The sequence below is a fragment of the Agromyces sp. GL_144 genome, assembly GCF_057834305.1.
Genome location: NZ_CM174399.1, coordinates 3,969,884 through 3,982,935, shown reverse-complemented (window position 1 = coordinate 3,982,935; position 13,052 = coordinate 3,969,884). Strand labels below are relative to the sequence as shown.

General features: G+C 71.3%; 13 protein-coding genes. 6 read left to right on the top strand and 7 right to left on the bottom strand.

Annotation, left to right across the window (positions count from 1 at the left end):
• Positions 1–27 precede the first annotated feature (27 nt).
• Positions 28–1,368 (bottom strand): Nramp family divalent metal transporter, encoded by a 1,341-nt coding sequence (locus AC3IPY_RS18315; protein WP_489185708.1) that lies wholly within the window; start codon positions 1,366–1,368, stop codon positions 28–30.
• An 80-nt stretch (positions 1,369–1,448) separates the two neighbouring features.
• On the opposite strand from AC3IPY_RS18315, the gene AC3IPY_RS18310 reads away from it, so the two are divergent.
• The gene (locus AC3IPY_RS18310; RefSeq protein ID WP_489185707.1) at positions 1,449–2,087 is read left to right on the top strand and encodes a TrmH family RNA methyltransferase; all 639 of its coding nucleotides are present in this window, start codon (positions 1,449–1,451) and stop codon (positions 2,085–2,087) included.
• 67 nt (positions 2,088–2,154) lie between these two features.
• Entirely contained in the window at positions 2,155–3,171 is a 1,017-nt protein-coding gene (locus AC3IPY_RS18305) for a magnesium and cobalt transport protein CorA (RefSeq protein WP_489185706.1), read from the top strand.
• Between the two features lie 19 nt (positions 3,172–3,190).
• Here AC3IPY_RS18305 and AC3IPY_RS18300 read toward each other — a convergent pair whose 3' ends face one another.
• Positions 3,191–3,883, bottom strand: a complete 693-nt coding sequence (locus AC3IPY_RS18300; protein WP_489185705.1) for a TetR/AcrR family transcriptional regulator — start codon at positions 3,881–3,883, stop codon at positions 3,191–3,193.
• A gap of 133 nt (positions 3,884–4,016) precedes the next feature.
• On the opposite strand from AC3IPY_RS18300, the gene AC3IPY_RS18295 reads away from it, so the two are divergent.
• Together AC3IPY_RS18295 and AC3IPY_RS18290 are read left to right on the top strand one after the other, a co-directional pair.
• Positions 4,017–5,555 carry an MFS transporter gene (locus AC3IPY_RS18295; RefSeq protein WP_489185704.1) on the top strand — a complete coding sequence of 513 codons (1,539 nt, stop codon included), beginning with the start codon at positions 4,017–4,019 and terminating at the stop codon, positions 5,553–5,555.
• A 106-nt stretch (positions 5,556–5,661) separates the two neighbouring features.
• Positions 5,662–6,030: a nuclear transport factor 2 family protein gene (locus AC3IPY_RS18290; RefSeq protein ID WP_489185703.1), complete on the top strand. Its 369-nt coding sequence runs from the start codon at positions 5,662–5,664 to the stop codon at positions 6,028–6,030.
• 85 nt (positions 6,031–6,115) lie between these two features.
• Here AC3IPY_RS18290 and AC3IPY_RS18285 read toward each other — a convergent pair whose 3' ends face one another.
• A complete protein-coding gene (locus AC3IPY_RS18285; RefSeq protein ID WP_489185702.1) occupies positions 6,116–6,751 on the bottom strand; it encodes a TetR/AcrR family transcriptional regulator in 636 nt (211 codons plus the stop codon).
• Between the two features lie 78 nt (positions 6,752–6,829).
• Between AC3IPY_RS18285 and AC3IPY_RS18280 the strand changes: the two genes are divergently transcribed.
• Both AC3IPY_RS18280 and AC3IPY_RS18275 read left to right on the top strand, forming a co-directional pair.
• Positions 6,830–7,069, top strand: coding sequence for a hypothetical protein (locus tag AC3IPY_RS18280; RefSeq protein WP_489185701.1), 240 nt, complete (start codon positions 6,830–6,832; stop codon positions 7,067–7,069).
• Between the two features lie 5 nt (positions 7,070–7,074).
• On the top strand, positions 7,075–7,767 hold the full coding sequence (locus AC3IPY_RS18275) for a DUF4386 domain-containing protein (RefSeq protein ID WP_489185700.1): 693 nt from the start codon (positions 7,075–7,077) through the stop codon (positions 7,765–7,767).
• Positions 7,768–7,877: 110 nt separating this feature from the next.
• On the opposite strand, the gene AC3IPY_RS18270 is transcribed toward AC3IPY_RS18275, so the two are convergent.
• The 4 genes from AC3IPY_RS18270 to AC3IPY_RS18255 form a co-directional block, all read right to left on the bottom strand.
• The gene (locus AC3IPY_RS18270; RefSeq protein WP_489185699.1) at positions 7,878–9,821 is read right to left on the bottom strand and encodes a YhgE/Pip family protein; all 1,944 of its coding nucleotides are present in this window, start codon (positions 9,819–9,821) and stop codon (positions 7,878–7,880) included.
• On the bottom strand, positions 9,818–10,486 hold the full coding sequence (locus tag AC3IPY_RS18265; protein ID WP_489185698.1) for a hypothetical protein: 669 nt from the start codon (positions 10,484–10,486) through the stop codon (positions 9,818–9,820). Before AC3IPY_RS18265 ends, AC3IPY_RS18270 begins: the two co-directional genes overlap by 4 nt.
• Positions 10,483–11,205 (bottom strand): TetR family transcriptional regulator, encoded by a 723-nt coding sequence (locus AC3IPY_RS18260; RefSeq protein ID WP_489185697.1) that lies wholly within the window; start codon positions 11,203–11,205, stop codon positions 10,483–10,485. Before AC3IPY_RS18260 ends, AC3IPY_RS18265 begins: the two co-directional genes overlap by 4 nt.
• Before the next feature lie 186 nt (positions 11,206–11,391).
• Complete coding sequence (locus AC3IPY_RS18255) at positions 11,392–12,948, bottom strand: phospholipase D-like domain-containing protein (protein ID WP_489185696.1); 1,557 nt, start codon at positions 12,946–12,948, stop codon at positions 11,392–11,394.
• Between the last annotated feature and the right edge of the window lie 104 nt (positions 12,949–13,052).

Here is a 13,052-nt window from a genome sequence, read left to right as displayed (position 1 = left end):
GCGCGGCCCGCCCGCCAGGCGGCCCGCTCACGCCCCCGTGAACACGAGCCACAGCAGCACGCCGTTCAGCGTGATGAGGAACACGGATGCCGCGACCCCGGCCGCCGTCGTCACCCAGCGGTTGGCGAACGGGCCGAGCACCTCGCGCTTCGCGGTGACGGCGATGAGCGGGACGAGCGCGAACGGGATGCCGAACGAGAGCACGACCTGGCTGAGCACGAGCGAGAGCGTCGGATCGAAGCCGAGCGCGAGGATCACGAGTGCCGGCAGCAGCGTCACGAGCCGGCGCAGCAGCAGCGGCACGCGCACGTGCAGCAGCCCGTGCATGATCTCGGCGCCGGCGTAGGCGCCGACCGAGGTCGAGGCGAGGCCCGAGGCCAGCAGTCCGACGGCGAACAGCGTCGCGATGACCGGCCCGAGCGAGACCTGCAGTGCCGCGTAGGCGCCCTCGAGGCTGTCGGTGCCCTCCACCCCGGCCAGGTTCGCGGCCGCGAGCAGCAGGATGCAGAGGTTCACGGTTCCGGCGATCGCCATGGCGATCGTGACGTCCCACCGGGTCGCCGTGAGCAGGCGGGCCGTCGGGATGCTCCGTGCCTCGGATGCGTGCCGTGGTGCGAACCGGTCGCGCGCGAGCGCCGAATGCGCGTAGATCGCGTGCGGCATGATCGTCGCGCCCAGGATGGAGGCCGCGAGCAGCACCGAGTTGGCGTCCTCGAAGCGCGGCACGAGTCCGCCGAGCACGCCGGCCGGGTCGGGGGGCGCCACGAGCACGCCGACGCTGAAGCCGACGGCGATGATCACGAGCAGCCCGATGATGACGAACTCGAACGGGCGCGCACCGCGCCGCGACTGGATCACGAGCAGCACGAGCGAGACGACGCCCGTGATGAGTCCGCCCCACACGAGCGGCACGCCGAAGAGCAGGTTGAGCGCCACCGCGCCGCCGATGACCTCGGCGATGTCGGTCGCCATCGCCACGGCCTCGGCCTGCAGCCAGTAGGCGCGCCGACCCCAGCGGTTGCCGATGCGCTCGCCGAGCACCTCGGGCAGGCTCTTGCCGGTGACCACGCCGAGCTTGGCCGACAGGTACTGGATGAGCCACGCCATGACGTTGCCGATCACGACGACCCACACCAGCAGGTAGCCGTACTGCGCACCCGCGGTCATGTTGCTCGCGACGTTGCCCGGGTCGAGGTAGGCGACGCCCGCCACGAGGGCCGGGCCGATCAGCCAGACGAGCCGAGGTGCGGATGCCGCGGGCCGGCGCCGCGCTCGCCCGCGAGGCCTCGTCGTGGCATCCGCTGCATTCGTGGCACCGTCGGTCTGCTCGGCGCCGTCGGCGACCTCGTCGTCGAGAAGTTTAGGCATGCCGAAACCCTAGCAATATTTAGGCACACCGAAAAGCCCCCGCCGGTCGAGGAGCCGCGACCGCCGGGTAGCGTTGGCCTGTGACCGAGCCCGAGCACCCAGAGCCGACCCTGCCGCACGGCGTGCCGCCGTGGCCGGGCGGCCAGGCGGAGTGGCCGGCCGAGCCGCACTACGACCCCGAGCTGCTCGCGAACGGCGACACCCGCAACGTCGTCGACCGCTACCGGTACTGGCGAATGGACGCGATCGTGGCCGACCTCGACCTGCACCGGCATCCGTTCCACGTGGCCATCGAGAACTGGCAGCACGACCTGAACATCGGCTCGATCGTGCGCAGCGCCAACGCGTTCGCCGCCGAGACCGTGCACATCATCGGCCGACGCCGGTGGAACAAGCGCGGCGCCATGGTCACCGACCGCTACCAGCATGTGCTGCACCATCCGGATGTCGCCGACTTCGTCGAATGGGCCCGCGCCCATGGGTTGCCGATCATCGCGGTCGACAACGTCGAGGGATCCGAGCCGGTCGACGCGGCGCCGCTCCCCGAGCGCTGCGTGCTGCTCTTCGGCCAGGAGGGCCCGGGGCTCAGCGACGAGGCGCTCGAGGCATCCGACCGCGTGGTGGAGATCACGCAGTACGGCTCGACCCGATCGATCAACGCGAGCGCCGCGGCGGCGATCGTCATGCACGAGTGGGTGCGCGTGCACGCACGGCGCTGACGGCGCGCCCCGCGACGAGCCGTGCGCGTCGTCGTCGGCGCACAGGTGCCGGTGGCAGACTGACGCGGTGCCCGTCGTCGACAACGCGATCTACCAGGGCGGCCTGCGGGTCGCCGTTCCGGCCTCGCTCGAGGAGACCTTCGAGACCCGCGAGCAGCACGGCGGCTTCGCGTGGATCGGCCTCTACCGGCCGACCGGCGCCGAGCTCGACGCGCTCGCCGCGGAGTTCGACCTGCACCCGCTCGCCGTCGAGGACACGCGCAAGGGCCACCAGCGCGCCAAGCTCGAGCGCTACGGCGACACGCTCTTCGTGGTGCTGCGCCCCGCCCGCTACCTCGATGACGTCGAGCAGGTGGAGTTCGGCGAGCTGCACGTGTTCATCGGTCCCGACTTCGCGATCACGATCCGGCATGCGGAGTCGCCCGACCTCGCCAAGGTGCGGCGCCGGCTCGAGGCTGCGCCCGAGCTGCTGGCGCGGGGGCCCGAGGCGGTGCTCTACGCCGTGCTCGACGAGGTCGTCGACGAGTACGCGCCCGTCGACGGCGGCCTCGAGAACGACATCGACGAGATCGAGGAGCAGCTCTTCTCGGGCGACCCCGAGGTCACGAGGCGCATCTACGACCTCGCGAGCGAGGTCATGGAGTTCCAGCGCGCGACGCGCCCGCTCGTCGGCATGTTCGACGCGCTCGAGCGCGGCTTCGAGAAGTACGCGGTCGACCTCGAGCTCAGGCGGTACCTGCGCGACGTGAAGGACCACGTCATCCGCATCGTCGAGCGCGGCGACACCTTCCGGCAGCTGTTGCAGAACGCGCTGCAGGTGCACTCGACGCTCGTCGCGCAGCGCCAGAACGAGGAGACGAAGGTGCTCTCCGAGGCGGCCGTCGCGCAGAGCGAGCAGGCCAAGAAGGTCTCGAGCTGGGCGGCGATCATCTTCGCGCCGACGCTCATCGCCGGCATCTACGGCATGAACTTCATCCACATGCCCGAGCTCGACGAGGTCTGGGGGTACCCGTTCGCGCTCGCCCTCATGCTCGGCTTCGCGGGTGCGCTGTACGCCGTCTTCAAGCGCAAGGGCTGGCTGTAGCGGATGCCGCGGCCGGGCGTCAGCCCTTCCGTCGCCCGCCGGCCGTCTCGCCCTCGCCGGCCGTCTCGCCGTCGCCGGTCGGCAGGCCGAGCGCAGGCAGGATGACGCCGTCGATGATCGAGATCAGGAACTCGCGGTCGACCGGCTGTCGGAGCAGCATCAGGCGGTAGGAGGCCATCGCCGAGCTGACCACGGCGAGGGTCTCGAGGTCGTGGTCGCCGGTGATCTCGCCGCGATCGACGGCGCGCTGGAAGAGCGTGCGGTTGATGTCGGCGCGCGGCTCGACGAGGGTGGCGTAGGCGGTGTCGGCGAGCTCGGGCGAGCGCGAGAGCATCGACGCGAGCCCGGCCATGATCTGCAGCTTCTTCTCGGCCTCGGCGATCGATCGGGGCTTGATGAGCGCCACGAGGTCGCCGCGCAGCGTTCCGGTGTCTGGCAGGGGCGCCTCGACGTCGCCGCGCTTCATGCAGGCGACGGCGTCGAGCACGAGTTCGGCCTTCGAGGGCCAGCGCCGGTACAGCGTGGCCTTGCCGGCCTTCGCCCTGGCGGCGACCATCTCGACGGTCATGCCCTCGTACCCGGTCTCGGCGAGCACCTCGATGGCGGCGTCGAGGATCTCGGGGTCGCGTGAGTGGTCGCGCTTGCGCCCCAGGCGGGGTGCGGCGGTGGTCTCTGCGGCTCCCGTGTCGGCGGGGAGGTCGAGCTGCGTCATTGCGGCTATCCCATCTCGAGCTTCGTGTGCGTGCGGCGTCGATGCGCCGTATGGGAACAGCATAGTTCAGGAACTCTCAATTTCCGAAACGTCAGGGTTCCGAAACTATTGGGTTCCGTATATAGTCTCCGTCATGACCAATACCTCCTCGGCACCGTCGCACGCGACCGCGCCGGTCCCGGCGCCCTCGTCCCGTCGCTGGTGGACCCTCTCCGTCGTCGGACTGGCCCAACTGATGGTCGTCCTCGACTCCACCGTCGTGAACATCGCGCTGCCCGCGGCGCAGGCCGACCTCGGCTTCACCGACGGCCAGCGCCAGTGGATCATCACCGCGTACTCGCTCGCCTTCGGCAGCCTGCTGCTGCTCGGCGGTCGACTCTCCGACCTAATCGGTCGCAAGCGCACCTTCATCATCGGACTCGTCGGCTTCGCCGTGGCATCCGCCCTGGGTGGCGCCGCAGGCTCGTTCGAGCTGCTGGTCGGCGCCCGCGCCCTGCAGGGAGCATTCGGCGCGTTGCTCGCCCCGACCGCGCTCGCCGTGCTGACCACGACGTTCGTGATCCCCAAGGAGCGCGCCCGCGCGTTCGGCGTGTTCGGCGCGATCGCCGGTGCGGGCGGTGCCGTCGGCCTCCTGCTCGGCGGCGTGCTGACCGAGCAGTTCGACTGGCGCTGGAACCTCTACATCAACGTCGTCATCGCCGCCGTCGCGCTCGTCGGCGCTCTCGTGTTCGTGACGAACGCGAAGCGCACCGGGCCGCGACCCAAGCTCGACATCCCGGGCACGGTGCTCGTCTCCGGCGCGCTCTTCTCGCTGGTCTACGGCTTCTCGAACGCCGAGTCCGAGGGCTGGGACTCGCCGCTCACCTGGGGGTTCCTCGTGGCATCCGCCGTGCTCCTGATCATGTTCGTGCTGTGGCAGCGTCGCGCGAGCCACCCGCTGCTGCCCCTGTCGATCGTGCTCGATCGCAACCGCGGCGCCGCGTACGCGTCGGTGCTCATCGCCGGAGCCGGCATGTTCGGCATCTTCCTGTTCGTGACGTACTACCTGCAGGCCTCGCTCGGCTACTCGCCGATCCAGACGGGCCTGTCGTTCCTGCCGATGATCGGCATGCTCGTGCTCGCCGCCCAGCTGTCGACGAACATCTTCGTGCCGCGATTCGGACCCAAGATCATGGTGCCGTTCGGCATGGTGCTCGGCGCCCTCGGCATGGTGGCGCTCACCCGCCTCGGCCTCGACAGCACCTACGCCGCCGACGTGCTGCCGCCGCTGCTGGTCCTCGGCTTCGCGATGGGCTCGATCATGCCGGCGTCGATGCAGACGGCGACCCTCGGCGTCGACCGGCAGTTCGCGGGCGTGGCCTCCGCCATGGTCAACACGAGCCAGCAGGTCGGCGGGTCGATCGGCACGGCGCTGCTCAACACCCTGGCCGCGACCGCTGCGACCGACTACCTCGCCGCGCACCTGCCGGCGACGCCCGAGATCGCGGCCGAGGCCGCAGTGCACAGCTACGCGGTGGCGTACTGGTGGGGCGCGGCCTTCTTCGCCTTCGGCGCGGTGCTCGCGGCCCTGCTGTTCCGCCGTCGTGGGCACGGCCTGTCGCTCACGCACACGGCTGCGGCGACGGATGCCGCGGACACGGCGGAATCCTCCGAACCGGTGGTCGTGCGCTAGCCGCGCACCACGCGGTCGTGATGCCGCGGCCGGGGCGTCGGATGTTCGAACGCGACATCCGTCATTCGCCCTAGCCGCGGCATCCGTTCGCGGTTACGGTTGGGCCATGACCGAGATCACCGACGATCTGCCCGCCCGTCTGTTGCACGAAGAGCACGCCGGATGGAAGGCGATCCTCGCCGGTCGCGGCGGTGAGCACTACCAGCGCGCGATGACGCGCGACGCGCTCATGGTCGTCGAGGGGGCGGTGCTCGGCCGCGACGAGATCCTCGCGAGCTTCCGCGACGTGCCGCCGTGGGAGTCGTACGAACTGCACGAGCCGGCCGTGATCCGTCTCGGCGATCGCGCGGGCATGGTCGTCTACCGGGCGGTCGCCCGGCGCGGCGACGACACCGCGAACCTGCGCATGTCGACGACGTACATCTACGACGACGGTGCCTGGCACGTGGCCGCGCACCAGCAGACGCCGGCCTAGCCGCCGGCGCCACACGAGCGAACGAGGGGCGGATGCCGCGGCATCCGCTCCTCGTGCTGTGCGGACGCCCTCGCGCCTCGGCGACTCAGCAGACCGTGTTGAGGAGGCGGGCGATCACCAGGTCGTAGTGGTCGTCGCTGCCGTAGCGCTGCATCTCGGCGGCGACCGCGGCGGTGCGGGGCAGCCCGGGCGCCGTGGCTGCGAAGAGCCGCGCCATGCTCGAGGCGGCATCGGGCGCGCTGCGCGAGATCGCGAACGACGCCCACCCGTAGTTGAGCGCGAGGATGCCGCTGAACAGGGCGACCGCGTCGTCACCCGTCAGGCCGGCGCGCTCGAGGATCACGAGCGCGCGCTCTCCGACGGGGAAGGCGTTGGGGCCGGGCAGGGGGTGCGCGACGAGTGGCGCGACCGCCCACGGGTGGGCGAGCAGCAGGGCGAGATGGCGATGCGCGAAGTCGTCGAGATCGGCGCGTGGATCGCCGGACTCGTCGGCGAACTCGATGCGGCCGAGCACGCGGTCGAGCAGGGCGTCGACGAGTTCGTCCTTCGTCGCGAAATAGCGGTAGAGCGCCATGGGCGACGCCCCGAGCGTGTCGGCCACCGCGCGCATGGTCAGCGCGGCGAACCCGTCGGCGGCGACGATCTCGGCGGCGTCGAGGATCTCGTGCTCGGTGAGGGAGTTGCGTCGTCGGCGCGTGCGCGGCGAGGTGGTGTCGGTCATCCGTGCTCCTCGATCTCTTGCGTACATCGTACATTATGAGATAACGTACGACGTACGCAACCGTGATCGGAGCACCTCATGTCCCTCCTCCGCTGGACCCCCACCTTTCTCGCCTTCCCGCTCGGAGGCCTGCTCGCGATGGTCGCCGTCGGGTCGGTCACCGACCTGTTCACGGCGCTCGCGGCCGGCGTGATCGCCGGCGCGGTCATCGCGACGATCGTCACCGGCCTCGTGCTGCGCCGGATCCTCGGTGCGCGCAACGCATCGCGATCGGTGCGGCCGTCGACGTCGGCCGACGTCGCCGCGACGGAGGCCTGATCGCCATGCGCCTCGCCACCGGCCTCCTCCTGATCGTGCTCCCGATCGCCTTCAACATCGCCTTCGCGGCGCTCGCGGCGCGGTTCTCGTATCCCGACATCCTGCGCAGGCCCACTGCCGAGATCCTCGAGCGCTTCCGCGCGGGCGGGTCGTCGCTCGTGCTGCTGTGGTGGGGCTTCTCGATGACGGCCGTGCTCCTCGCCCCGGCGGCGGTGCTCGTCGCCGGGGCGATGGCCGACGCCGATGCGACGCTCGTCGCGACCGGCCTCGTGGTCGGGGTGCTCGCTGCGGCCGTGCAGTTCCTGGGCCTCGTGCGCTGGCCGTTCCTCGTGCCGTTCCTCGCCAGGGAGAGCGCCGATGCCGAGGCGTCGCCCGCGCGCCGCGAGGCGATCGACCTCGTGTTCCAGTCGTTCAACCGCTACCTCGGCGTCGCGGTCGGCGAGCACCTCGGCTATCTCTTCAGCGGGGCGTGGACGATCCTCGTCGGGGTCGCGATCATGCAGTCCAGCCCGGTGCCGTGGTGGATCGGCCTCATCGGGATCCTCGTCGGAGCGGTGCTGGCCCTGTGCTCGTTCGAGTTCGTGGGCGGGTTCGAGGAGCGCGGCTGGCGGCCGGCCGGCGCCCTCACGCCGTTCGCCTACATCGCCTGGTCGGTGTGGCTCGTGGGCACGGGCGTCGCGTTCCTGTTCCCGATCTGAGGTCGGGCCGCCGCCGTGTCGGTGGCACGGGAGAGGGGCGGATGCCGCGGCATCCGCCCCTCATCTCGTGCGCGGTGGCGTGGCCGGTGTGACGGCCCGCCCGCCCACGCTCAGCCGATGAGGCTCGGCTGCAGGTCGCGCAGCGTGCGGAAATGCGTCATGCGGGTCACGCCGATGGCGGCGAGCACGAGGGCGCCGGCCATCCAGATCAGCAGCACGATCGCGTCCGAGCCCGCCCGGCCGAGGTCGCCGCCGTACATGACCTGCCGCATCATGTCGACCACGTACCCCATGGGCAGCACGTGGTGCAGGGCCGCGAGCGGCGCGGGCAGCGTCTGCCACGGGAACGTTCCGCCGGCCGTGACGAGCTGCAGCACCATGAGCACGAGCCCGAGGAACTGCCCGACCGACCCGAGCCAGACATTCAGCGCCAGGATGATGGCCGCGTACGTCGCCGACGCGAGCACCATCACCCCCAACGTGCCGATCGGATGCGTCATCGGGAACCCGAGGGTCACGGCGAGCACCGTGAACAGGCCGACCATCTGCACGGCGCCGAGGATGCCGGGCGTGAGCCAGCCCGCGAGCGTCACGCGGATGGGCGAGTGCAGGGCCGTCACCGCGCGCCGCGAGATGGGCTTGACGATGAGGAAGAGCGCGTAGATCCCGATCCATCCGGCCAGTGCGGCGAAGAAGGGGGCGAGCCCGGCGCCGTAGTTGCCGGCCTCGGTGAGGGCGTCGGTCTCGAGCGAGACGGGGTCGGCGATGGTCTTCGCCTGGGCGTCGCGCGTGGCCTGGTCGGAGTCCGGAATGGCCGAGGCCCCGTCGGAGAGCCCCGACTGCAGCGTCTGCGCGCCCGTCTCGAGCTCGCCGAGGCCGTCGCCGAGCGTGCCGATGCCGTCGCGCAGGGTCGAGGCGCCGGATGCCGCGGCGGAAGCGCCGTCGGCCGCGGTGGCCGCGCCCGCGGCGAGGTCGGTCGATCCGCTCGCGACCTGGGCGCTGCCCGCGGCGAGGTCGGCGGAGCCGCTCGCGACCTGGGCGCTGCCGGCGGCGAGCTGGTCGATCTGCCCGACGACCTCCTGCACCCGTGCGTTGCCCGCGGCGATGTCCTCGCCGATCGGGTCGAGGCGCGCGAGCACGTCGTCGATGGTCGCCTGGTCGACGCCGGCGGCCGCGAGGCGCGCGGCGATGTCGGCGCGGGCCTGTGGCACGGAGGACGCGGCCTCGCCGACGGCCGAGCCGACCCGGTCGGCGGAAGCCGCGAGCCGGGCGTTGCCGTCGGCGACCTGCTGCGCGCCGTCGGCCAACGTCGCGCTGCCGTCGGCGACCTGCTGCGCGCCCGAGGCGAGGGTCGCGCTGCCGTCGGCGAGCTGCCGGTTGCCGGAGGCGAGCGCGGCCGTGCCGTCGGCGAGCTGCGACGCCCCGTCGCCCAACTGCGAAGCCCCGTCGATCGCGGAGGCCGTGCCGTCGGCGAGCTGCTGCGCGCCGTCGGCGGCCTCGACGATCTTGCCGCGGATCGTCGAGATCGAGTCGAGCAGCAGCGACGCGGCCTCCTGGCCGACCTGTTGGGCGACAGTCGTGCGGATCGTCTTCACGGCCTGTTCGCCGATGGTGCCCGCCAGGTAGCTGTTGGCGTCGCTGGTCTCGAGGATGATCTCGGCCTGGCGCGGGGCATCCGTCTGGATGGAGGCGAGCGCATCGCTGAAGTCGGCCGGAAGCGTGATGACGAAGTCGTACGACGAGTCGGCAAGGCCGTCGGCGGCCTCCTCGGCCGAGACGCGGTGCCAGTCGAAGGCGTTGCCCTCGATGAGCTCGTCGGCCACCTCGTCGCCGACGTTGCGCGCGGGCGAATCGGCCGTCGCGGTCGTGCCCTCGTCGTCGACGACGAGCGCGACCGGCACCTCGGGCAGCTTGGCGTACGGGTCTTGATTGGCCCAGAGGTAGAGCCCGCCGTAGAGCACGGGCACGGCCACGAGCGCGATGAGGGCGATGACCGACATGCGGGTCGAGAACAGCCGCCGGAACTCGGCGGCGATCATCTGCGGAACCTTCACGCGAGGCCTCCTTCGGCGATGACCTCGTGTTCGACGGTCTCGTCGGGTTCGTCGCCCTGCATGCGGGCGAGCATCGTGGTCGCGGCGATGGCCGCTGCCGACGCGTCGCCGGCGATGACGAGCACGGCGAACCCGCGGTCGGCGAGCCCCCTCGCGAGCTGCCACCATTCGTCGGGGTCGCCGCCGTGGCGGTCGGGGGAGACGAGCACGAGCCCCTCGACGCCGTCGCGCAGGATCGCGAGTTCGGTGAGCAGGCGCAGCCGGTCGCGGGGAGCGACGTTCGCGATCGGGACCCGGGCGGAGGTCGCGAGCCCCAGGTCGTTCAGCCAGTTCGACACCGACACGGGGTTCGAGGGGATGCCGGCGAACATGAGCTCCTCGGCGGTGACGCCCGCGACCGTGACGTCGGGCGCCGGGTCGCTGACGCCGGGCGCGTCGACGAGGGCGACGCGACGGCGGATGGTCGAGGCATCCGCTCGCCCGTCGATCGTGACGGTGCCCGTGTCGGGGCGCATGCGACCGGCCGCCATGAGGCCGAGCACGGTCGGGCGCTGCTCGGTCTCGGCGCGGGTCAGGGTTGCCCGGCCGGACTCGAAGCCGATCGTCGTGGTGGGCAGCGACTGGCCGCGGCGGCCCTTCGAGACGTTGTGCAGGTCGATCCTCATGCGCGCGCCTCCTCGGTGCCGGACGTCTCGGTGCCGGATGTCCCGCGGTCGCGGTCGGGGTCGCGATCGGCGTCGGATGCCTCGGGGTCGAGCGCGAGCTCGGGCGCCTCCGCGATCAGCTCGCCGGCCTCGTGCCAGCCGAGTCCGGCGGTCGAGAGCACCGAGAGCATGACGAGCCGGTGGCCCTCTGCGTCGGTCAGCCCGGCGACGGATGCCTCGAGCAGCACCGCGATCGCCGAGCGCTCGATGAGGCGGGCGAGCGTCTCGGCCCGCATGTCGGCGCGCAGGGTGCCGTCGTCGATGCCGCGCGCGACGAGGGAGCCGAGGCGTTCGCGCACGGGGGCGAGGGCGGATGCCGCCAGCTCGACGTGCGGCTCGCGCACGGCCATGGCGGCCATCAGGCGCACCTGCTCGACCGCGTGCCAGAGACGTGCGCCGAGCAGGGCGATCGCGGTGGGGGTGTGCGGATGGTCGACGGTCGCGGCGATGTCGTTGAGCCGGCTCGTGCCGGAGTCGATGAGCGCGGCGACGAGCTCGTCACGCCCGGCGAAGTGGCCGTAGACGGCGCGGCGCGAGAGGCCTGCGGCCGCGGCGATGGCCTCGAGTCCCGCATCGGGATGCTCGTTCAGGGTCGCCGATGCTGCGGCGAGCAGGGCTTCGCGGTTCGCGGCGGCATCCCGGCGAGGGGCGCGGCGAACCTCCTCGGTGATGGTCGGCATGCTTCCATCGTACGAACTTGCACACCGATGTGCAACTTATCTCGGCAGACGCACAGCGTCGCGCCATGCGCGCGGTCCCTGTTCGGCCGAGGTTTCCGTTTGCGCCCGATGTCGCCTGTCGGGCGGCAACGCCCGGTGCGTACGGAAACATGTGGCGTCGGCCTCGCGCCGGACCGCGCGATCCCCCTACTGCAGCGCCGACGTGAGCCGCGCGACCCCGTCGAGGAACGTCGCCGACAGCGGCTCCTTGCTCCACTCCTCGAGCGTGAGCTCGCGGCCGATGCGCCGGTACTCGGCCTCGACTGCGCGCATGTCGGCGACGAAGGACTCGCCGCGCACGAGCAACGAGATCTCGAAGTTGAGGTTGAACGAGCGGATGTCCATGTTGCTCGAGCCGATGACCGCGACGTCGTCGTCGATCGAGAGGTGCTTCGCGTGCAGGATGTACGGCGCCGGGTACAGCCAGATGCGCACGCCGGCGCGCAGCAGCGTGCCGTAGTACGAGCGCTGCGCGTGCCACACCGATCCCTGGTCGCCGAGCTCCGAGACGAAGAGCTGCACGTCGAGGCCGCGCAGCTTCGCTGAGGTGATCGCGTAGATCATCGCCTCGTCGGGCACGAAGTACGGACTCGTGATGATCACTCGCTCCTGCGCCGACGCCACGAGCGAGAGGAACAGCCGCAGGTTGTTCTCGGTCTCGTACGACGGCCCGCTCGGCACGACCTGGCAGACGAGCCCCGCGGATGCCTCGACCTGGGCGCCCTCGACGACGGAGGTCTCGGCGCGGCCGGTCTCGACGCCCGCCGCGACGACCGTCGACTCGGCGGCCGCACCCGCGGCCGCCGCCGGTTCGACGGCCGCGATCTTCGCGTCGTCGACGAGCTCGTCGGTCTCGGCGTACCAGTCGGACCGGAACACGGCGTCGATCGAGCGCACGACGGGCCCGGTGGTGCGCACCACGAGCTCTTGCCACTTGAGCCCGCGCTTGATGTTCTTCGGCGAGTCATAGGTGCGGTCGATGAGGTTCTGCGACCCGGTGTACGCGACGCGCCCGTCGACGACGACGAGCTTGCGGTGGTTGCGCAGGTCGGGGCGTTCGTAGCGACCCTTGCCCGGCTTCAGCGGCAGCAGGAAGTGCCACTGCACGCCGATGCGGTCGAGCTCGGCGAACGTGGCCTCGTGCACGCTCACGCGCTTGGACGCCACGTGGTCGAGCAGCAGTCGCACGGTAACGCCGCGCTGGACCGCGCGCTCCATGGCGGCGAAGAAGCCCTTGGTGGTGTCGTCGAACGCGGCGATGTAGAACTCGACGTGCACGTACCGCTCGGCGGTGTCGAGGTCGGCCGCCATCGCCTCGATGCCGCCCTCGTAGTCGCCGAACAGCTGCGCCGAGTCGGCGTGCACGGCGGGCAGTGCGCCGAGACGGCGGTTCTGCTCGACGACGGTCTGGAACCAGGTCGGCCAGGTCGAGGAATCGGTCGCGGGCTCGAGCTCGTCGACCCGCTGCTCGAGGATGCGGTCGATCTCGAGCTGGCGCTCGCGTCGCCGCTTCGACAGCTTCACGTTGCCGATGAGCAGGAACAGGATGATGCCCACGAACGGGATCAGGAAGATCGCCAGCAGCCACGCCATGGCCGCCGTCGGCTTGCGGTCGCGCGGCACGATGATGAGCGCCGTGATGCGGATGGCCAGGTCGATCAGGACCGCGATGATGCCGATGAGTCCGGCGAGCTCGGCGCTCATCGGCCGGATCTCACGGCGGTCGGCGTTGCGTGGCTCATCGGCTCTCCTCGGGATCGGAGCCGGGCGGCCGGCTGCAGGCGATGCCTGAGTATCCCATCGACGTG